Annotated in this window: 13 protein-coding genes; 6 read left to right on the top strand and 7 right to left on the bottom strand. The window is 69.2% G+C overall.

All coding sequences use genetic code 11. The annotated features are described in order from the left end of the window. The first annotated feature begins 101 nt into the window (after positions 1 to 101). On the top strand, positions 102 to 599 hold the full coding sequence (locus IEY68_RS07450; RefSeq protein ID WP_062996720.1) for a GNAT family N-acetyltransferase: 498 nt from the start codon (positions 102 to 104) through the stop codon (positions 597 to 599). A gap of 7 nt (positions 600 to 606) precedes the next feature. Here the strand turns inward: IEY68_RS07450 and ku are convergent, their stop codons facing one another. Together ku and IEY68_RS07440 are read right to left on the bottom strand one after the other, a co-directional pair. Next, positions 607 to 1,518: a non-homologous end joining protein Ku gene (ku, locus tag IEY68_RS07445; protein ID WP_062996722.1), complete on the bottom strand. Its 912-nt coding sequence runs from the start codon at positions 1,516 to 1,518 to the stop codon at positions 607 to 609. Further along, positions 1,518 to 2,645, bottom strand: coding sequence for a lycopene cyclase family protein (locus IEY68_RS07440; RefSeq protein ID WP_062996724.1), 1,128 nt, complete (start codon positions 2,643 to 2,645; stop codon positions 1,518 to 1,520). Before IEY68_RS07440 ends, ku begins: the two co-directional genes overlap by 1 nt. Positions 2,646 to 2,764: 119 nt before the next feature. Between IEY68_RS07440 and IEY68_RS07435 the strand changes: the two genes are divergently transcribed. After that, a complete protein-coding gene (locus tag IEY68_RS07435) occupies positions 2,765 to 4,264 on the top strand; it encodes an MFS transporter (RefSeq protein ID WP_062996726.1) in 1,500 nt (499 codons plus the stop codon). 37 nt (positions 4,265 to 4,301) lie between these two features. Here IEY68_RS07435 and IEY68_RS07430 read toward each other — a convergent pair whose 3' ends face one another. From IEY68_RS07430 to IEY68_RS07420, 3 genes are all read right to left on the bottom strand, one after another. Then, a complete protein-coding gene (locus IEY68_RS07430; protein WP_062996728.1) occupies positions 4,302 to 5,174 on the bottom strand; it encodes a DUF4564 domain-containing protein in 873 nt (290 codons plus the stop codon). Positions 5,175 to 5,483: 309 nt separating this feature from the next. Continuing rightward, entirely contained in the window at positions 5,484 to 6,374 is an 891-nt protein-coding gene (locus IEY68_RS07425; RefSeq protein WP_062996730.1) for a hypothetical protein, read from the bottom strand. 77 nt (positions 6,375 to 6,451) lie between these two features. Next, positions 6,452 to 7,930, bottom strand: a complete 1,479-nt coding sequence (locus IEY68_RS07420; RefSeq protein ID WP_189094102.1) for an NAD(P)/FAD-dependent oxidoreductase — start codon at positions 7,928 to 7,930, stop codon at positions 6,452 to 6,454. A gap of 248 nt (positions 7,931 to 8,178) precedes the next feature. Between IEY68_RS07420 and IEY68_RS07415 the strand changes: the two genes are divergently transcribed. Next, positions 8,179 to 9,663: a cytochrome P450 gene (locus tag IEY68_RS07415; protein WP_062996732.1), complete on the top strand. Its 1,485-nt coding sequence runs from the start codon at positions 8,179 to 8,181 to the stop codon at positions 9,661 to 9,663. A gap of 82 nt (positions 9,664 to 9,745) precedes the next feature. Here IEY68_RS07415 and IEY68_RS07410 read toward each other — a convergent pair whose 3' ends face one another. Next, positions 9,746 to 10,624 (bottom strand): serine hydrolase, encoded by an 879-nt coding sequence (locus IEY68_RS07410; RefSeq protein WP_062996734.1) that lies wholly within the window; start codon positions 10,622 to 10,624, stop codon positions 9,746 to 9,748. 590 nt (positions 10,625 to 11,214) lie between these two features. On the opposite strand from IEY68_RS07410, the gene recC reads away from it, so the two are divergent. Genes recC through recD form a run of 3 tightly spaced genes read left to right on the top strand, consistent with a single transcriptional unit; the run spans position 11,215 to position 20,007 of the window. After that, complete coding sequence (recC, locus tag IEY68_RS07405; RefSeq protein ID WP_062996736.1) at positions 11,215 to 14,664, top strand: exodeoxyribonuclease V subunit gamma; 3,450 nt, start codon at positions 11,215 to 11,217, stop codon at positions 14,662 to 14,664. Positions 14,665 to 14,701: 37 nt separating this feature from the next. Beyond that, the gene (locus IEY68_RS07400) at positions 14,702 to 18,064 is read left to right on the top strand and encodes a UvrD-helicase domain-containing protein (RefSeq protein ID WP_062996738.1); all 3,363 of its coding nucleotides are present in this window, start codon (positions 14,702 to 14,704) and stop codon (positions 18,062 to 18,064) included. Then, positions 18,061 to 20,007 (top strand): exodeoxyribonuclease V subunit alpha, encoded by a 1,947-nt coding sequence (gene recD, locus IEY68_RS07395; protein ID WP_189094101.1) that lies wholly within the window; start codon positions 18,061 to 18,063, stop codon positions 20,005 to 20,007. Before IEY68_RS07400 ends, recD begins: the two co-directional genes overlap by 4 nt. Before the next feature lie 268 nt (positions 20,008 to 20,275). On the opposite strand, the gene IEY68_RS07390 is transcribed toward recD, so the two are convergent. Continuing rightward, entirely contained in the window at positions 20,276 to 20,977 is a 702-nt protein-coding gene (locus IEY68_RS07390) for a TetR/AcrR family transcriptional regulator (protein ID WP_062996742.1), read from the bottom strand. Between the last annotated feature and the right edge of the window lie 44 nt (positions 20,978 to 21,021).

Raw genomic sequence — 21,021 nt, 5'->3', positions numbered from 1 at the left:
TTGTCGCTCGGCGCCACAAAGTGCGCTACCTGCGATTCTCATCGGCGGCGCGCCGTAAGCGACGCTTGTCGAATACCGCGGCATATGCAGATCATGATCACGTGCTCATATCGGATGGGATGATCGGGCTACGGCCGATCGAGGTGGCCGACGCCGCCGCGCATCTGGCGGCCCGGGATCGGGAATCGGCGCGCCGCACTCCGGGACCCGGAACCCCGAATGTCGTCGCCGATTTCGAGCGCTGCGCCGAGGAATGGACGCGGGACGGGCCGTGCAAAACCTTCGGCGTGGTGGACGTCGTATCCCATTCGCTGGCCGGAACCCTGGATCTGGCGGTAGAGCAGGAATTCCTGGCGAAACGGCAGGCCGATATCGCCTACGGAATCTACGCAGCGTGGCGGGGACGGGGGGTCGCGGGCCGGAGTGTGGTCCTGGCGTGCCGATATCTGGCCCGCCACGATCTGGCCGACGAGGCGGTACTGCGGATAGATCCGGACAACCTCGCGGCGGTGGCACTGGCACACCGTCTCGGATTCCACTACCACCACACCAGCGCGGGTCCGGACGGCCGGCTCGACTGGTTCATCCAGGCGGTCTGAGCTGTTATCAGGCGCCTTTGCGTGTTCGCTTCTGCGCTGTTTTCCGCGCCTTCGGCTCGGCTGCTTTGCGTGCCGGTGCCTTCCTGGGTTGCGATTTCCGGGTTTTCTTCGCTGTACCGGATTCGTCACCGCCACCCGCCCCGCTGGCTTCCAGACTGCGCTGCAGCGCGGCCACGAGATCGACGACTTCCGCATCGGACTCCGCCGCCGCGGCTTCGGGGCGTTCGGGGGCTTTCCCGTCACCGCTCGCTATCGCCTCGTCCAACAGACGCTGGAGTTCGACCTGGTATTCGTCGGTGTACTGGCCGGGGTCGAAATCCTCCGACATCGATTCGACGAGCGTTTCGGCCATTTTCACCTCTTGGGGCCGCGGCGCGGTGGCATCCTCCAAGGATTCGAAGGAGACCGAGCGCACCTCGTCGGGCCACAGCAGTGTCTGCAACACCAGCATCCCGTCCCGGACCCGCATGGCCGCCAGCCTGGTCTTCTGGCGCAGCGTGAAATGCACGAGCGCGGTCCGGTCGATCCGGTCGAGCGTGGCGGCCAGCAGCACGTACGCCTTGGGCGTGTTGGAATCGGGCTCGAGATAATAGGTCTTGTCGTACAGGATGGGGTCGATCTGATCCGACGGCACGAATTGCAGCACCGGGATCTCGTGTTTCTCGGCGACCGGGAGTTTGGCGAAGTCATCGTCGGTGAGGACGACTTTCTCCCCTTCCGGTGATTCGTATTGTTTATCGATATCGGCGAAGGTGACCGACTTTCCGCATACGGTGCACACGCGGTCGTATTTGATCCGGCCGCCGTCTTCGGCGTGGACCTGATGGAACCTGATGTCGTGGTCCTCGGTGGCGGTGTAGACCTTCACGGGGACGTTCACCAGGCCGAACGCGATCGAGCCTTTCCAGATTGACCGCATCACTCCATGATGACCGAACCGGACCTCCGGGGCGAGAGCGGTCGCAGACCGAGTGTCGCTGCCGCGAGCCGGGCCCGAACGCCACCCGGAAGTGCGAAAAACAGCTCGGACATGGCGGTGAGCGTGGCGATCGGATCGTCGCGCCGGGAGAGATAGGCGCGTTGCAGTTCGATATCGAGGTCGAAGAAGGCATCGAAGAAACGGGGGATCTCGGCCGGTGGCAGTGCCAGTAGTGCGCGCAATCCGGCTCGCCGCAGCCGGTGGACCGTGCGGGCGGCGACCGTCCACCCCGAACCACCCGCGGCGACGGTATCGGCGGCCGACAGCGAGGCCGCGACGCTGTAGCCGGTGGCCGGATGCAGATACCCGCCCGCCGCGCCGAAGCGGCCGGCTCCGGGCCGACCACCGGCGACCGGGAAACGTACCCGCTCGACCGGCTCGTCGCCGACCGGCGTGATACCCCGCGCTTGTAGCCGGTGGTGCAGTCGGCGCGCGAGCTCCCGTGGTGCGAGGGCGGGGGCGCCCACCAGACAGGTTTCCTCGTACAGGACGGTGTCGTTCCCGAGCGGTACCGCGTACAGGAAGGACGGAGGCGTTCCGGATTCGGCGCCGTTGTCCGGGCGCCAGTCCATGAACAGCGACGGTTCCGGTGTCGAGCCGGCAGCCAGCATCAGGCCGAAGGCGGTCTGTTCGGCCCGACCCGGGCGGTGCCGCAGCCCGCGCGCGTCGACGACCCGGTGTGCGCGCAGAGTCCGGCCACTGTCGAGGGTCACCGTATGCCGGTCCAGCGATACCGCCCGGCCCGGCACCACCGTAGCGCCCGTGAGGTCGAGGGACTGCTGGAGCAGGGCGGTGTCCAGCACCGAATACGGACGGGTGATGATGTGCTCGCGCAGTCCGTGGGCGCGCGGTTCGGCGGCGCCGGCCGCGATGACGGAAGAGTCCAGCCAGGCGGGGAGTTCGTCGGACCAGGCGGCATAGGTCGCCCGCCAGCGGCGCTGCGGATTCGGATCCACGGCGAGGACGGTCATACCGCGAGCCAGGCAGCGGTGGGCGAGCGCGCGCCCGGCTGGACCGAGCCCGCAGACGGCGATATCGGCGCTCACCGACGGATCGAAACACGGCATTGTCGCGTCGTATACGCCGGGGTGGTTGTGATCGTCGCCGTTCGCCGCCGCTGCCCGGAACAGCCGCCCCGGGCGGGCGTGTTACGACTGGGTGAACCGACGATCTGGAAGGACCTTCGATGACGAACCTGGAGGCGGCGCGGGCCGCACCGGATACGAGTGCCGGGCGGCGTGCCTGGTTCGGTCTGGCCGTGCTCCTGCTGCCCGTGCTGCTGGTGTCGATGGATATGTCGGTGCTGTTCCTGGCGTTGCCCACTCTCACCGACGACCTCGACCCGACCGCGGCCCAGCAGTTGTGGATCCTCGATATCTACGGGTTCCTCATCGCCGGGCTGCTGATCACGATGGGCAATCTGGGTGATCGGATCGGGCGGCGCACCATCCTGCTGGCGGGTGCCACCGTATTCGGCATCGCCTCGGCTCTCGCGGCGTTCGCGCCCAGCGCGGCGGTACTGATCGCGGCTCGCGCGCTGATGGGTATCGGCGGGGCGACCCTGCTGCCGTCGAGCCTGGCACTGATCTCCAACCTCTTCCCGGACCAGCGACAGCGTTCGACGGCCATCGGGGTGTGGACGGCGTTCTTCGCCGGTGGTTCGGCTGTCGGGCCGATCATCGGCGGTGTCCTGCTGCACCATTTCTGGTGGGGTTCGGTGTTCCTGATCAACGTGCCGGTCCTGCTGGTCCTGCTCGTGCTCGCGCCGCTGTTGCTGCCCGAGCACCGGGCCGCCGCACTGGGCCCACTCGATCTGCCCAGTGTGGCCCTGTCGATCGGCGGCATCCTGCCCGCAGTGTACGCGGTGAAGCATATTGCCGAATACGGAATCGATATCGAGGCGCTCGGCAGTGCCCTGGTCGGTACGGCCGCGCTGATCCTGTTCGTGCGCCGGCAGCGGCGGCTGGCCGAACCCCTGCTCGATCTCGCGTTGTTCGCCCGGGCCCGGTTCTCGGTGGCCATCGGGTCGAGTACCGCGGCGATGATGTCGCTGGCCGGGCTCAGTTATCTGAGCAGTATCTGGCTGCAATCGGTGACCGGCCGCGACCCGTTGCAGGCGGCGGTGCTCGGGATCCCGATGGCGGTCACCGTATTCATCTTCTCGGTGAACGGGTCGGCGGTGGGCCGGGCGCTCGGCGTGCGGTGGGCGTTCGTGGTGGCGCTGGTGCTGGCCGCACTCGGCAATCTGCTGGTGCTCGGGATCGGCGCCGACGGCGGCGTGGGCTGGTATCTGGCCGGGTCGGCGATCGCCGGTATCGGCTACGGGATCGTGTTCACGCTGGTATCGGAGGTCGCGGTCGCTTCGGTCCCGCCGGAACGGGCCGGTTCGGCCGTCGGGATCTCCGAAACCAGCTTCGAACTCGGAAACGCGCTGGGACTGGCCCTGCTGGGCTCGCTCGCCGCGCTCGTGTTCCGGTCCGGCGGCGAGTTCGCGCCGACCCTGGGGGAGACCATCCAGCACTACAGGGCCGATTCCGGACTTCTGGCCGCGGCCCGGGAATCGTTCGTCACCGGCGCGCACGTATCCCTCGCGGCCGGTGCCGGGGTGCTGCTGCTGATGGGTGTTATCGCCTTCGCGGTCGGCAGCGGGGGACGCTCGGCCGGATCGACGACGAGCGACCGGTGAGGGTGGCCGGCCCGCGAGCCGGCCGGCCACCTTCGGCTCACTGCGCCGGCGGGGTGCCGTACGGCGCCGCGGCGAAACCGTCCGCCGCGCCGATGGCGCCGCCGATGGCCGCTCCGGCGGCGGCCGCCGGTCCGGCGATCACCGCGTAGCCGATGGCCGCGCCGAGAATGGGTCCGATGAGCAGACCGATCGGCAGGAAGGGAATTCCGGAGATGAATCCGGCGACCGCGCCGACCATGGCCGAGGTGCCCGCGAGCGGGGAGGCCAGCGTATTGGCGACCGACGCGCCGATGGCCGCCGAGCCCAGGGTCTGGGCGGCGATCCGGTCCGAGCGGCTGCGTTCGATGCCCACCGAGTCCAGGAAGGTCGCCAGCTGGGCCTCGGTCTGGGCCGCGCCCGTATTGATCTCGCGCGGGTCGAAGGGCGCGTCCATTTCGACGTTACCGATCCGGAGTTTGCCGGGCGGCGCTTCGATGGGCGCCACCGGTGCCACGGGCACGGGCGCGTGCAGCTCGCCCTGGGGTGCCAGATAGGCATGATTCGGCAGTGGCCGTGTCGCGGGTGCCGGTGCCGGATCGGCGATCGCGGCCGGCCGTGGAACGGCGGGTACCGCGGGTGCGGCGTGGGTGAACGGCGCGGTGGCCGCCGTGATCGAATCGGTCGCCGACTGGACGGCGATACGGGCCGCCTCCTGTACCGAACTGGTGGCCGCGCCGAGCGGATCCACCGTGGCGATCGGGGCCGGCGCCCTCAGCGCGGCGGGAATCAGGGATGACGCGGGTGGAGCGGGGAGTACCTCGGCATTGGCTGTGCCGGCGCCGATCAGTGTCGCGATGAGCGGGATCGCGCCCGCCGCGACGACCGATCCGGCAGCACGCCGGGACGGACCGGTTGCCCTGTGCTTACCCATGGTCGCCTTTCTCCGGAAATTGTCGGTTTGCCAGACATTCGTTCCAGAAGGCGTAACGGATGGGTCCGGCGTGTTCAGCGGTCTTGAAACAGCAGGTGTTCCCAGCTATCGAGGCGGCGATGCGGAAGTTGGCCGGTGGTTCGCCGGAGAGCCTGTCGAAGTGCCGGTGCGCGGTGATCGCGGTGGGCGATCAGGGCCGCGCGGCCGCTCCTTCGGCGGGTTCCGCTCAGATGCGGGTGTCGCCCGTCTCCGCCGGTGAGGCGATATCCAGCGGCTACGTGCGGGTCTCGGGCCGGCCGGAGCACGCCGTTACTGCGGTGGCAGGGGGCCGAACGGTTGAGTGGTGAAACCGTCGGTAGCCCCGAACGCGGCGCCGATCGCCGCTCCGGCCAGCGCCGCCGGCACCGTGACCACCCCATAGGCGATGGTCGCGCCGAGCACGGGTCCGACGACGAGTCCGGTCGGGAGGAAGGGGAGCCCGACCACGAAACCCGCGACGGCGCCGAGCATCGCGAACGGGATGGCCACCGGTGCCGCGACCGCGGTACCGATTCCGGCCCCGATCAAGCCCGAGCTCATGGCCTGGGCGGCGACCCGGTCGGCCCGGCTGCGCTCGATGCCGGCCGAGTCGAGGAAAGCTGTCAGCTGCTCCTGTGCCCGGTCGGCGCCGGCATTGAGATCTCGCGTATCGAACGGCACGGTCATCTCGAGGTCACCGACCCGCAGCGTGCCGGGCGGCGCCTCGATCGGCGCGGCCGGTCGGTCGGCGAGCGGTGCTTCTCCAGGCGCCGGGTATGCGTCCTCGGGTGGGGGACGGGTTCCGGGAGTCGCCGCCGGTACCGGCGCCGCGAGCAGCTGCGTCCCGGGTACCGGGTGGGTGAACTGTGCGGTAGCCGCGGTGACGGCGTCGGTGACCGACTGGGCAGCGGCCCGGGTGGCCTCCTGTAGCGCACCAGCGGCCGCGCCGAACGGATTCACGGCCGGATCCGGTGCGGACGGGAGCAGTGCGCCGGGTGGCGCGGGCATCGGGGGTAGCGCCGGAAGGACGGCGGGAACGATGGATGGCACCGGCGGAGCGGGGAGTACGTCGGCGTGGGCGGTGCCGGCGCCGATCAGAGTCGCGATGAGCGGGACGGCTCCCGCTGCGACGACCGATCCGGCAGCACGCCGGGACCGGACGGTTGTCCTGTGCTTACCCATGGTCGCCTCTCTCCGGAGAACATCTGTTTGCCAGATATTAGCTTCGGAGGAGCGCCGGATCGGGGAGGTCGGGCGGTTCAGCCGACTTTGCGATCACCGCCCGGTTTCTCGGGCGCGCCCGTTTCGACGGATTCGGCGGTGACGGCCGGGGTGCCGGGTGAGGGCGCCGGAGGTCGGCGACCCGCCGCGCCGCGCACGATCTCCTCGCCCTCTTCGCTATCGCTGTAGACCGCCTCGAGTGCCAGCCGGGCGAAGATCCACTGTTCGGTGGCCGCCATCTGACCCCGGGTGCGGCCGAGGAAGGTGACGAACCACTGGAAGATCGTGGTGATCCGGCTCCGATAGCCGACCAGGTAGTAGAGATGCAGACCCAGCCAGGCGAGCCAGGCGATGAATCCGCCGAATTCCAGCTTGCCCACCTGGCATACGGCGCTGAATCGCGAGATCGTCGCCATACTGCCCTTGTTGAAATAGGAGAACGGCTTGCGATCCTGCACCGTCTGCTTACCCGCGAGCTCCGATTTGATCTGCTTCGCGGCGTAGGTGGCGCCCTGGATGGCACCCTGGGCCTGCCCCGGTACTCCCGGCACCGACATCAGGTCACCGACGACGAAGACATTCGGGTGTCCCTTCACCGTCAGGTCGGGTTCCACCACGACCCGCCCGGCCCGGTCGACCTCGGTGCCGTCGGACTGGTCGGCGAGCATTTTGCCCAGTGGACTGGCCTGGACACCGGCCGACCAGACCTTGCACGCCGATTCGATCCGGCGGCTGGTGCCGTCGGCGTCCTGCACCGTGACCCCGTGCGCGTCCACATCGGTGACCAGCGCATTGAGCTGGATCTCCACGCCCATGGATTCCAGTCGCCGCTGCGCCTTACCGCCCAGTTTCGGGCCCATCGGTCCGAGGACCGCGCCCGCGCCCTCCACCAGGATCACCCGGGCGTCGCGCGGATCGATGTTGTGGAAGGTGCCCTCCAGGGTGCGGTCGGACAGTTCGGCGATCTGTCCGGCCAGCTCGACCCCGGTGGGCCCGGCGCCGACCACCACGAAGGAGAGCAGGCGGTCGCGTTCTTCCTGAGTCTGCGCCACCTCGGCCTGCTCGAAGGAGCCGAGGATGCGGCCGCGTAGCTCCAGGGCGTCGTCGATGGTCTTCATCCCCGGGGCGAAGGTGGCGAACTGGTCGTTTCCGAAATACGACTGCTGTGCACCGGTGGCCACGATGAGGGTGTCGTAGGGGGTTTCCGTCGATTCGCCCAGCAGTACCGAGGTGACGGCGCGTTTCTCCAGGTCGATATCGGTGACCTCACCCAGCAGTACCCGGGCGTTCTTCTGTTTGCGCAGTACCAGCCGGGTCGCCGGCGCGATCTCGCCGACGGACAGGATCCCCGTGGCGACCTGGTAGAGCAGTGGCTGGAAGAGATGAGTGGTGGTCTTGGAGATGAGGGTGACATCGACATCGGCACGTTTGAGGTGTTTGGTGCCGAACAGGCCGCCGAAACCCGACCCGATCACCACGACGCGGTGCCGGCCGTTCCCAACAGGTTGCGTGCTCATGGTCGCTCCTCGCCGGCGGTGGGCCGGTGCCGTGGTGATCATTTCCTGACAACGCACACGGTAGTAGCAGTACCCGTGAACGACACAGTCAGACGTCGGTTGTTCACCCGCGCTGGTGCGGCAACTCACCACGATAGCCATTGCGCCGTGGTCACGGCGGGAGGCGGGATGATACCGATTCGGCGGAAACCGGCGAGCCGATGCAACAAAGACAATACGATGGGTACTGTCTCTCAGGAGGTTTCGCCATGGTCACCGTCGACCGTGTTGCCACGCCACGAGCGCGTGCGCGCACCGACACCGAGAATTCGGCGCTCATCGAGATTCCGCACCGAAGTATGGTCGACCGTCTGCTGTTGAAGGTGCCCAGCCGGCCGCGGACACTGGCCACACCGCCCAACGGTAGCGATACCGTCGCGGTCCGTGGTGACGCGGGCCTTCCCTATATGGGCCGCACCTTCCATTACATGCGCTGGGGTCCGGCGGAGATGCTGGACAAGTATCGCCGCTTCGGTCCGGTCAACATCAACAGCTCCATGGGTATGGACCGGGTGTTCGCCGCCGGACCCGAGGCGCTGGACGAGGTACTCGGTCGGCGCCGCCGCGATTTCGGGCAGGGCTGGGACTATTTCATCGGGCCGTTCTTCCGCCGCGGGCTGCTGTTGCTCGAATTCGACGAGCATATGTTCCACCGCCGGATCATGCAGCAGGCCTTCACCCGGGAACGCCTGGAAGCGCATCTCGCCGAACTGACCCCCGTGGTCCGGTCCAGTATCGGCCACTGGGTCCCGGAGGGGCAGGGCGCGAGCAGCATCGTCCAACTGTTCCCGGCGATCAAGGAACTGGCCCTCGATATCGCCGGCGAGACGTTCATGGCCGTCGAGGTCGGTGCTCAGCGCAAGAACCTCACCGACGCCTTCGTCTCCTGCACCCATGCCGGGCTCGCGATCGTGCGGCACAGCGTTCCCGGCGGGAAATGGCGGGCCGGGCTGCGCGGTCGCAAGGTGCTCGAGGACTACTTCACCGCCATGCTGCCGGAGAAGCGACGCAGCGAATCATCCGATTTCTTCTCCGGCCTGTGCCATGCGCGCGCCGAGGACGGATCGGTGTTCAGTGACGCGGATGTGGTCAACCATATGATCTTCCTGATCATGGCCGCGCACGACACCACCACGACCACCGCCACGGCCGTGGCCTACTACCTGGGTAAACATCCGGAATGGCAGCAGAAGGTGCGCGAGGAGGTGCTGGGGCTGGATCTGGACAACCAGTCCCCGACCATCGCCGATCTGGATTCGCTGCGCACTCTCGATCTCGTCATGAAGGAGAGCCTGCGGCTCATGCCGCCGGTACCCGGGATGGTGCGCCGCGCGGTGCGCGATACCGAGATCCTCGGTCACTACATTCCCGCCGGGACACCCGTCGATCTCGGCTATCAGGTCAACCATCTGCTCGAAGAATTGTGGACCGACCCCGAGGTCTTCGACCCGCTTCGGTTCTCCGAGGAACGGCGCGAGGACAAATCGCACCGATTGGCCTGGATGCCCTTCGGCGCCGGTTCGCACAAGTGCATCGGGATGCATTTCGGCACTTTCGAGGTCAAAACGATCATTTCGGCGCTGGTGCGCGATTACGAGTGGAGCTTCCCGGAGAACTATCGGATGCCGTGGGGCTTCACCACCATCCCGTTCCCGCGCGACGACGCTCCGATGCGGCTGCGCCGACTGCGCTGAGACGTCTCACCTGGGATATCGATGCCGTGAACGATTCCGGGCCCCGTGTCGACACGGGGCCCGGAATTCTACGTCGCGGCGATCAGCGGCCGGACAGCAGTTTCTCGGCGATCGTGGTATCGGTTTCGGCACCCTCCTGGTAACCACCCTCACCGTTCATCGCGGTCATGATGGCCAGTGTGTAGCGCTCACCGGGTCCGGCGAAACCGACCGAGTTCACCACCCAACCACCCTGCTCCTCCGACCAGCCGTTCTTCAGGCCCGGCCGCATGGCCGAACCGGCGCCCCAGACGCCCCAGTGCTGGTTGGAATCGACCCGGCGCATCAGGTCCAGCAGATAGCCGCGATCGTCGGGGTGCATCCGGTCCAGCACAGTCGACATGAGCCGGTCCAGATCGGCGGCGGTCGTCTTCTGGAAGCCCCAGTTCGGGCGACCGTTGGGCGAGGGCTCGGGCCGGAGGCTGGTCATACCGTTCGCGCGGAACGCGTTGTTGAACGCCTGGCCGTCGAAGCCGGCGTATTTGTTCCACAGGATGTCGGTGGCTTGATCGTTGGAGGTGGACATCATCTGCTCCATGAGCTGACGGTCCTCCGGCACCAGCGCGATCGCGCCGACTCGGGCACGATTGAGCAGATCGGAGGCGATGGCGAGCTTGATCGTGGACGCGGTCCACACCATATCCTCGGCATGCGGGCTCGCGTACACCGCACCGGTCTGCCGATCCCGGATGACGAAACCGGTCACTCCCGGCCGGGAATCCAGATACGAGTTCACCGACTCGATGCGGGCGGCCAGATCGCAGTCGAATCCGTTCGCGCAACCCTGGGTGCGGGAATGCGGTACGGCATCGGCCGACGGCAGGCCGGAGGGCACACCGGCGAACAGTATCGCTGCGGCGGCCAGGACAGTGGCGGGTGCGGCCACGCGGGAAGCCGCACCGGTGAGCTGGGGGTAACGCACGAGGGATCACCTTGTCATATCGGCGCTCTGCGCGCACGTTTTCCCCCGGACCGCTAGCGGACCCGCGCGGTGGCCTTCAGTGCGGCGGCGGCACGGCCGTTGAGGCGGTAGCAGTGTTCGAAGGCTTCCGAGTGTTGCTCACGCGGCCACGAATGCAGAACGACGGTGCGTCCGTAGTGCCGGGAGTTGACTAGCTCCCACCTGTCACCGGACCGGCGGACGGTGAATCCGTCTCTCGGTATCAAGGGCACAACCAGCGCTTTCATCGACGCGAACCAGCCTTTCATGCGGTAACCGTTCCTCCCGGGCTTGCACTGTGACACAGCGTGTGCGCGAGATCGCGGCCATACGACCGCGTGTCGGTGACTCATGTGCGCTAAATCACTGTGCGCACCGGTTGGATATCCGGTAAAAGCCATTGGCGCTAGGGACATTCGGGGGATGATCCGCTGTCCCGGGTTGTCCGGTCCGTCGTGGGGGCTTGGCGAACGGTGTCGGACGCCGGGCGTATAAACGGGTGGACGATGCGCCCGCCCGAGTTGTGCGGGCGCGGCGGAGGATGGTGATCGGAACCGAGCGAAAGGGCGGAGATGCCGCTGCACATCCACCGTGCCGAACGCGCGGATACGCTGGTCACCGCGCTAGCCGGGATTCTCGCCGATCCGCTGCCCGATCCGTTCGCCGCCGAAGTGGTCGTGGTTCCCGCCAAGGGGGTGGAACGCTGGCTGACGCAGCAACTCTCGGGCGTCCTCGGGACTTCCGCGGCCTCCGGCGACGGTATCGCGGCGAATATCCGATTCCCGGCTCCGGCCGCGCTGGTCGAGGAGGTATCGGCCCGGGTCGGCGGTCCGGGGCCGCACGACGATCCGTGGTCGCCGGACCGTACGGTGTGGACACTGCTGCGGGTGATCGACGAATCGGTACACGAACCGTGGTGTGCCGTACTCGCCCGGCATCTCGGGCTGGATCCGGGCGAACCCGCCGGTGCGCCGGAATTCGCTGTGGACGGGAACGGTCCCGCGGCGGGGGCCGACCATCGACGCGGACGCCGTTACGCGACCGCAGCCCGGCTGTCCGCACTCTTCGACGGGTACGCGGTCCAGCGCCCGACCTTGATCACCGAATGGTCGCGGGGTGGCGATACCGATGGCACCGGTCGCCCACTGCCCGACGACCTGGTCTGGCAGCCGGCGCTGTGGCGGCGGCTGCGCGACGCGATCGGCGCCCCGGATCCCACCGAACGACTGCGGGCCACCTGCGAGCGGTTGCGGGCCGAGCCGGGGGCGGTGGATCTCCCGTCCCGGCTGTCCCTCTTCGGCGCGACCCGGTTGCCCGCCGCCCATCTGGCGGTGTTCACCGCGCTGGCCGAACACCGCGATCTCCATCTGTGGCTGGCCCATCCGAGCCCGGTCATGTGGGACGCGCTCGCCGGTTCGAACCCGAAATCGCTACGGGTGGAGGATGATTCGGCCACCCGGGTTCGTCATCCGCTGCTGGCGGGGCTGAGCCGCGATATCCGGGAACTCCAGTTGCGCTTGCCCCTCGCCGCCGCCGATATCCGGTACCCGGCGCCGTCCGGCTCGCCCGCCCGTGACCCGATCGGCGTCGCGGCGGTCGATACCGACCACGCGTCGGGCCGGGGCGAACGCCCGGCGACGCTGCTGGAATCCGTGCAGCGGAGTATCCGCGACGACGACTGGCCGCCGGAACAGGGAGAGTGCGGCGCCGACGGCAGTGTCCAGGTGCACGCCTGCCACGGTCCGGTCCGGCAGGTGGAAGTGCTGCGGGAGTGCCTGCTCGGGCTGTTCGCCGCCGATCGTTCGCTCGAGCCGCGCGATGTGCTCGTCATGTGCCCGGAGGTCGAGACGTTCGCTCCGCTGCTCCGCGCCGCGTTCGGGCATCCCGCAGCGGCGGGCGCGGAATCCCGTGCCGATACCGGGCATCCGGGCCATCGACTCCGGGTGCGGCTCGCCGACCGCGGCCGGGCGGTGACGAATCCGCTGCTGGGCGTGGTCGTGACACTGCTCGAACTCGCTCGGAGCCGGGTCACGGTCACCGAGGTGCTGGACCTCGCGGCCTACGAACCGGTACGGCGCGCCTGCGGATTCGACGACGACGATATCGAGCGGATACGGGAGTGGGCGGTCGAGGCCGGCGCTCGGTGGGGTATCGGCCGGCGGCAGCGCCACGCGTTCGGACTGGGCGATTTCGAGCAGAACACGGTGAACGCGGCGGTGGACCGGATCATGCTCGGGGTGACCGCCGACGAAAGCTCGCAGGGCTGGCTGGATCGGGTCCTGCCGCTCGACGATGTGGACAGCAACGATATCGATGTGGCCGGGCGGTTCGCGGAATACATCGACCGGCTGGCCGCGGTGCTACGGGACCTGCAGGGCCCCGGGCCCGCCGCGCAGTGGTCGGCCGTCCTGGACCGGGCGCTGGAGCTGCTGACCGATGTGCCCGAATCGCAGGCCTGGATCCGTACCGAGGCGCGCCGCGAACTGGCGGCGGCCACCGCCCATGCCGGAGAGGTGGAGTTGCGGCTCAGCGATATCACCGGCCTGCTGCAGGGCCGGCTCGCGGCCGCCCCGACCCGCGCCAATTTCCGGACCGGGGAACTCACCGTGTGCACGATGACCCCGATGCGGTCGGTTCCACATCGCGTGGTGGTGCTGCTCGGCGTGGACGACGAGGTCTTCCCCCGCGGTGCGGGAATCGACGGTGACGAGGTACCGGCTCGCGAACCCCTGATGGGCGAACGTGATCCGCGCTCCGAGGACCGCCAGCTCCTGCTGGACGCGATCACGGCCGCCCGCGACACCCTGGTGATCGTGCATACCGGCGCCGATCCCGTCACCGGCGCCTATCGGCCGCCCGCGGTGCCGATCGCCGAACTCCTGGACGTGCTGCGCGCACACGTCGGTACCGCGGGTATGGCGCGAGTGCTCACCCGTCATCCGCTGCAAGCACACGATCCACGCAACTTCGCCGCCGATCGGCCCTTCGGTTTCGACGCCGTCGCCTTCGCGGGCGCCCGGGCGATCGATGGGATACCGACAGCCCCTCCGCAATTGCTCACCCGCACCCTGCCGGGCGCCGAAACGACCGAGATCGGGCTCGCCGAGCTCATCGCCTTCCTGGAGCATCCGGTGCGCGGCTTCCTGTGGCAGCGGCTGGGCGTACGGGTCCCCGACCAGGAGGACGATATCGCCGACCGGTTGCCCATCGAGTTCGGCGGACTCGACACCTGGGCACTCGGTGAACGGATGCTCGCCGCGCGGTTGGCCGGCGCCGACCCGGCCGAGCTCCGGGCCGCGGAATGGCGGCGCGGGATTCTACCCCCGGCCGAACTCGGCCGGGCCGTGCTCGACGAGGTCGAACGAACCGTCGATACCCTGGTCCGCGCGGCCGGTCCCGACTACACGCGGCCGCCGCGCGATATCGATATCGCGCTGGACCTCGGTGACGGTCGCCGCCTCACCGGCACGGTCGCCGACGTACGCGGGGAACTGCTGGTGCGTACCACCTATTCGCGGGTCGCGCCGAAACACCGGATCGCGGCGTGGGTTTCGCTGCTGGCGCTGGCGGTCACCGAGGAGCGGTCGTGGCGGGCCGCGGTCACCGGCCGGGGCCGTTTCCCGACCCCGGCATGGCGTGCCGAACTCACCGCCCCCGGTGCGGCCGACGCCACGACCATGCTGCGCACACTGGTCGCGCTGCGCGATACCGGCCTCTCCGAACCGCTCCCCATCTCCACCGCCACCACCGCGGCCTACGCCGAAGCGCGGTATCGGCGGCTCACCCCGGAGGAGGCGATCGCCGCCGCCGACCGGGAGTTCGGTGGCGGCGACAAGACCAGGGATTTCGCCGAGCACACCGACCGTAATCTGCGCTATGTCTGGGGTCCGGCTCCGGACCTGCGTGATCTCACCGCGGCGCCCGCACCCGCCGGAGAACCGGTCGAGAACACCCGTTTCGGATCGATCGCCCGTCGGCTGTGGGTACCGCTGCTGCGCGCCGAACAGCAGGGTGCGCCGTGACCACCGGATACATGCGCAACCGCGGGACGGAGCAAAAGTGACGACCACGACCGCGACGACCACGACGGACGTCCCCGGGAACGCTTTCGAACTGTGCGGCTCGCTGCCGCAGGGCACCACAGTGCTGGAGGCGAGCGCGGGTACCGGCAAGACCTATGCCATCGTCGGCCTCGCCGTCCGCTATGTCGCCGAGACCGGGGTGGACATCTCGCGGCTGTTGCTGGTGACCTTCAGTCGCGCCGCGACCCAGGAACTGCGCGAACGCACCCGCGACCGGTTCGTCACCGTGGCCGCCGCGCTCGCCGATCCGGTCGCTGCCCGGACCGCCTCCGACGAACTGATCCGCCATCTGGCGGACGCGGACCCCGAGGAGGTCCGCGCCCGCCGTACCCGCTTGCGTGCCGCGCTCTCGGATTTCGACGCCGGGGTCATCGCCACCACGCACAGTTTCTGTCAGCGCATGCTGGCCGAACTCGGCCTGGCCGGCGATCACGATCCCGGGGCCCGCCTGGTGGAGGAGGCCGACGATCTGATCCGCACTGTCGTCGACGATCTGTACCTGAGTCGTTACGCGCGCACCCGGGCGCCGTTCTCGGTGAAACAGGCTCACCGATTCGCCCTGGCGGCGGTGCGCGACAGGCAGGCCCGGCTCGCGCCCGATACCGACGACGCCTCGGCACAACGTATCGCCTTCGCGGCCGCGGTCCGCGCCGAAACCGAACGCCGCAAACGCCTCGCCGGACTGCGCGATTTCGACGATCTGCTGGTCTTGTTGCGCGATATCCTCGCTGATCCGGCACGCGGCCCGGCCGCCTGCCGCCGTATCCGCGACCGCTACCGGGTGGTGCTGGTCGACGAATTCCAGGACACCGATCCGCTGCAGTGGGAGATCCTGCGCCGGGCCTTCCACGGGCACAACCCGCTGGTGCTGGTGGGTGACCCCAAACAGGCGATCTACGCGTTCCGGGGCGCGGAGGTCCTGAGTTACCTGGACGCGGTCGGGCACGCCACCGCGCGCCGGGAACTCACCACCAACAGGCGCAGTGATGCCGGGCTGCTCGCCGCGCTCGAACATCTGCTGGGCGGTGCGGCACTGGGCCATGACGAGATCGTGGTGCCCGCGGTCACGCCCACCCAGCCGTGGACCAGGCTGCGCGGTCCGGCCGAGCTGATCACCCCGCTGCGGCTGCGCTGTCTCCCACGCACCGGTGCGGGTCCGCGCGGTGCGTCCGGATTCCCGAACATCCATCGGCAGCGGGCCCGGGTCGCGGCCGATCTGGCCGCCGATATCGTCGCGCTTCTCGAATCCGGCACCGTCCTGGCGGATTCGCCGCGCACCCGGCCCGGTGCGCAGGCCCCGGTCACCACCCCTGCCGGGGAGCGGCCGGTGGGGCCCGGTGATATCGCGGTGCTGGTCCGTACCCACACTCAGCTCGAGGTAGTGCGCTCCGCGCTCGAACGAGCCGGCGTGCCCGTGGTCCTGGCAAGCGGCAGCAGTATCTTCGCCACCCGCAGCGCGACCGATTGGCTGTGGGTGCTGCGGGCGCTGGAGCAGCCGCATCGCGCGGACCGGGTGCGGCTGGCCGCGCTGACCCCACTGTTCGGGCATACCGGCGCCGACCTCGACAGCGGGGGAGCGGATCTGGTGGGGCGGGTCAGTGCCGAACTGCGTGACGCGGCACGGTTGTTCGCCCGCGCCGGGTTCGCCGCCGTCTTCGACGAACTCGCGACCGGGACCCGGCTGGCACCGCGGTTGCTCGCCGTCGAACACGGCGAACGGCGGCTCACCGATCTCCGGCATATCGCCCAGCTGCTGGACGAGGTCTCGGCGACCGAGGGACTGGGCCTCACCGCACTGACCCGGTGGCTGGCCGATCGTGTGCGCGAACCCGCGTCGGGATCGGTGCCGGGCCGCAGTCGGCGCCTGGACCGCGATATCGCGGCCGTACAGATCGCGACCGTGCACGCCAGTAAGGGCCTCGAATTCCCGGTCGTCTATCTGCCGTTCGCCTGGGACAGCTCCGCGGATCCCAAACCCGCCACCCTGTTGATGCACGACGATGATGCCCGGGTACTGGATATCGGCGGGCCCGACGCCCCGGGGTACACGGCCCGCAAGGAACGTGCCGACAGTGAATCCGCGGGTGAGGAACTACGGCTGTGCTATGTGGCGCTGACCCGCGCGTGTTGCCAGGTGGTCGCCTGGTGGGCGCCTTCGTTCGGGACCGCGACCGCGCCGCTGCACCGGCTGCTGTTCGGCCGGGCACCGGATGCGGCGCGACCGAGCGCACGGGCCGCGGTCCCGGAGGACGGCGCCGTGGTCGATCGACTCCGCGCCCGGTCGGCCGGTGCGGGAGAGTCGATCTCGGTGACCGCCGCCGACCCCGCCGCCGACCCGCCGGTGTACCGACCCTGGACCGATTCCGGATCCGGTGCGATGGCCGTGGCCACCTTCGATCGCGAGATCGACGAGTTCTGGCGGCGCACTTCCTATTCGGCGCTCACCGCGACGGCCCACGCGGTGGTCCCGGAATCCGAACCGGAGGACGCCCCCGGCCCCGGTGACGAGCCCGAGGTTCCCGTGCCGCTCGCCGAACCCGGACCCGGACCCGGCGTGTCGTCGCTGATGAACGACCTGCCCTACGGCGCGGAATTCGGCACCCTTGTACACGGGGTGCTGGAACGGGTGGATACCGATGCCCCCGATCTGGTCGCCGAGGTGCGGGCGCGTTGCGCCGAATCCATCGGTGAGATGCTCTCCGCGGCCGACCCGGAACTGCTGACCACGGCCCTGGTGGAGGTGCTGCGAACCCCGATCGGGTTCGGTGCCCTCGCCGATATCCCGGGCCGGGACCGGTTGTGTGAACTCGAATTCGAACTACCGCTCGCCGGTGGTGACACACCGGCCGGTGAGGCCGCCACCCTGCGCGGCATCGCCGCCACCGTCCGTGCGCACCTGGCCCCCGACGACGATTTCCACGCCTACGCAGACGAACTCGACACCCTCGACGACATACCGTTGCGGGGGTATCTCACCGGGAGTATCGACGCGGTGCTGCGTACCCCGGACCAGCGCTGTGTCGTCGTGGACTACAAGACGAACCGGTTGGGCACCGGTGATCTGACGGTCGCCCACTACACCCGCGAACGGATGGCCGCGGAGATGTTCCGCTCGCACTATCCGCTGCAGGCACTGCTGTACTCGGTCGCCCTGCACCGTTACCTGCGCTGGCGACTACCCGGTTACGACCCGGCGGTACACCTCGGCGGTATCCGCTATCTCTTCGTCCGGGGCATGGTCGGACCCGGAACTCCGGCGGGTGCAGGTGTTTTCGACTGGACCCCGCCGCCCGGCCTGATCATCGCCCTGTCGGATCTGCTCGCCGGAGGTGTGTCGTGATACCCATCCGGATAGCGCAGCGCGGGACAGGCATGCTGCGCGAATTCAACGAGGCGGGAGTCCTCTCGGCCGCCGATGTGCACGTGGCCGAGCGATTGGGCAGGCTCGGTGGGGAAGATCGGGAGTTGGTGCTGTTCGCCGCCGCATTGGCCGTGCGCGCGGTGCGGTCGGGATCGGTGTGCCTGGATCTCACCCGGATGCGCGATATCGGTGTGGACGCCGACGAGGAACGCCCGGAACTGCTGGTGGATCCCGCGGAGCTGCCGTGGCCCGAGCAGGCGCGGGTCATCGAGGCGTTGCGGGCGAGCCCGCTGGTCCTGGGCGGCCCGAACGGGCCGTTGCGTCCGCTGCGGCTCACCGATCCGTCCCGTCCGGACACCGGCCCCCTGCTCTATCTGGATCGCTATTACCAGCAGGAACAGATCATTCGGCGGGTACTCACCGCCCGCGCCGCCGATCATCCGCACAGCGACCCCGCCGTGGTGCGCCGCGAACTCGACCGCCTGTTCGGGCCGCCGGAAGCCGGGGTGGACCGGCAGCGCATCGCCGCCGCGCTCGCCGCCACCCACTGGACCACTGTCGTCGCCGGCGGACCCGGAACGGGTAAGACCCATACCATCGCCCGGATCCTCGCGCTGCTCGTCGCCCAGCACACCGCCGGCCCGGGAGGTGGCGGTGCGCCACCCCGGATCGCGCTGGCCGCTCCCACGGGTAAGGCCGCCGCCCGGTTGCAGGAGGCCGTCCGGGATCAGGCGCCCGCTCTGGGCCTGCCGGAGTTGTCCGCCGCGACGCTGCACCGGCTGCTGGGCTGGCAACGCGGCCGCACCACTCGTTTCCGCTATCACGAACACAACCGGCTGCCCTACGACGTAGTGGTCGTCGATGAGACGTCCATGGTCTCGCTGACCATGATGAGCAGGCTCCTCGCGGCGTTGCGGCCCGATACCCGGCTCGTCCTGGCGGGTGATCCGGATCAGCTCGCCTCGGTGGACGCCGGCGCCGTGCTCGCCGATCTGGTGGCCGCGCCGTTTCCCGGGACCGCCGACCCCTCGTTCGAGGAGCTGCTCGGCGCCGAACTCGCGGCGGCGGGGGACAGCTCGACCGCGGCGACGGAGCCGGGCGATACCGAAACGCTCACCGAGCTGGAACGGAACCGTTTGCGCGGCGGTATCGTCCGGCTGACCCGGGGCCGCCGGTTCGGCGGCCGGATCGCCGATCTCGCCGTCGCCGTCCGGGCCGGCGATACCGAGGCCGCGCTGGATCTGCTGCGGGCGGGCGGCGATATGCTCGAGCTGCTCGGTCCGGACGAAATCGCCGCCGTCCGGGCCGATGTCGTCACCACCGCGCAGCGGGTCACCACCGCCGCGCGCGCCGGCGACGCCGCGGCCGCGCTCGCCGCCTTCGAATCGCATCGCCTGCTCTGCGCGCACCGGCGCGGTCCGTACGGCGTCGAACAGTGGGATCGCGCGGCCGCCGAATGGGCCGCGGTGGCGGGGTCGGGACCGGAGAACCGGTACGGCACCTGGTATCCCGGGCAGCCGCTCCTGGTGACCGCCAACGATCACGAGGCCCGGATCTACAACGGTGACACCGGAGTGGTGGTATCCCGGCCGGACGGGTCGCTGCGGGTGGCGCTACAGCGCGGGGACGAACCGTATCTGGTCCACCCCACCCAGTTCCCGGCGGTCGTCACGGTTTTCGCCATGACGATCCATCGCAGTCAGGGCAGTCAGTACGACGCGGTGACCATCGTCCTACCGGAGCCGGGTTCGAGTCTGCTCACCCGGGAACTTCTCTACACCGCGATCACCCGCGCGCGCCGGCATGTACGCATTCTGGGGACCGAGGAGGCCATTCGCGCGGCGATCGACCGGCACGTCCTGCGCGCCAGCGGCCTGAGCCTGGACGATGTCAGCCCGGAGCCCGCTCGCCCCGGGCACTAGGTACGGAGCGGTGCCGTCGAGTACGGCGCAGGTGAGTTCCCGCACGGTCGAGATGGCGAGTGACCCGACCGAGGATGTAGACGGGCGGTCGGCGCAGCCGCGATGGTTCGGGTCGGGACCGATATGGGTACCCCGCCCCACTGAACAGCGGCGCGGCGCGTGCCGATGATCCGGGCGTCCACCGCACTGTCACTGCGGCACAGTGTTTCTCTCGGCATCCCGCAATACTCATCCGCTCGACTGTGGTGGTGGACCGTGGTCGTGGTGGTCAGTCTCCGGCGGAAGCCGCCGCCGGGAAGAAACCGGGCAGACTCATCGCATAGTGCACATCGTCGGTATTGCCGAGGGTCGCCAGCACCACACGGATCATGGTCAGCCGGGCCGCGGCCACCGTTTCCGGATCGGGTTCGCGGCCCGGTCGGACCTCGGCGGAGATCCGGTAGACCACGTATTCGCAGACGTGCAGCGCCGCGTCGAGGTCCAGCGGCGCCGGTACCGGGCGTCCCGATTCGGCGAATTTGGTGCCGACGATCGCGCGGATCCCGTCCAGCGCGATAGTGCGGTACGCCGATACCGGTGACCCTGGGTCGTGAAGTTCGGCGAACAGCGGCCGCAGCATCGGGCCGTGGCCGCGCGCCCAGTCCAGATAGGCGTCGATGAGCCGGATACCGAGATCCACGCCTTCGCCCGGCGCCTCGAGCGCGGCCCCGATCCCGCCGACGAGTTCGGCATTGGAGACATCGAGAACCGCGTTGAGCGGTTCGGTGGCATTGGCGAAGTAGCGGTAGAACGTCGGGCGCGACAGCCCCGCCTCTTCGATGATCTGCGCGACGCTGGACCCGCGGGAGCCGTTGCGGGTGAACACCTCGGCGGTGGCTTTCACGATTCGGGCGCGTACCTGTTCGGCCTGTTCCTGCGTCTGTGGTGGCCGGCCCCGGCGGGCGGGCCGCTCGACGTTCGAGGTGCTCACGATCGGTCCTCCGGCCGGACTGTGAGATCCCACAGCCCCCGGCG

It is taken from the genome of Nocardia jinanensis (assembly GCF_014645735.1).
In the GTDB taxonomy this organism is placed as follows: Bacteria; Actinomycetota; Actinomycetes; order Mycobacteriales; family Mycobacteriaceae; genus Nocardia; species Nocardia jinanensis.
This window is presented reverse-complemented; position numbering and strand designations above follow the sequence as displayed.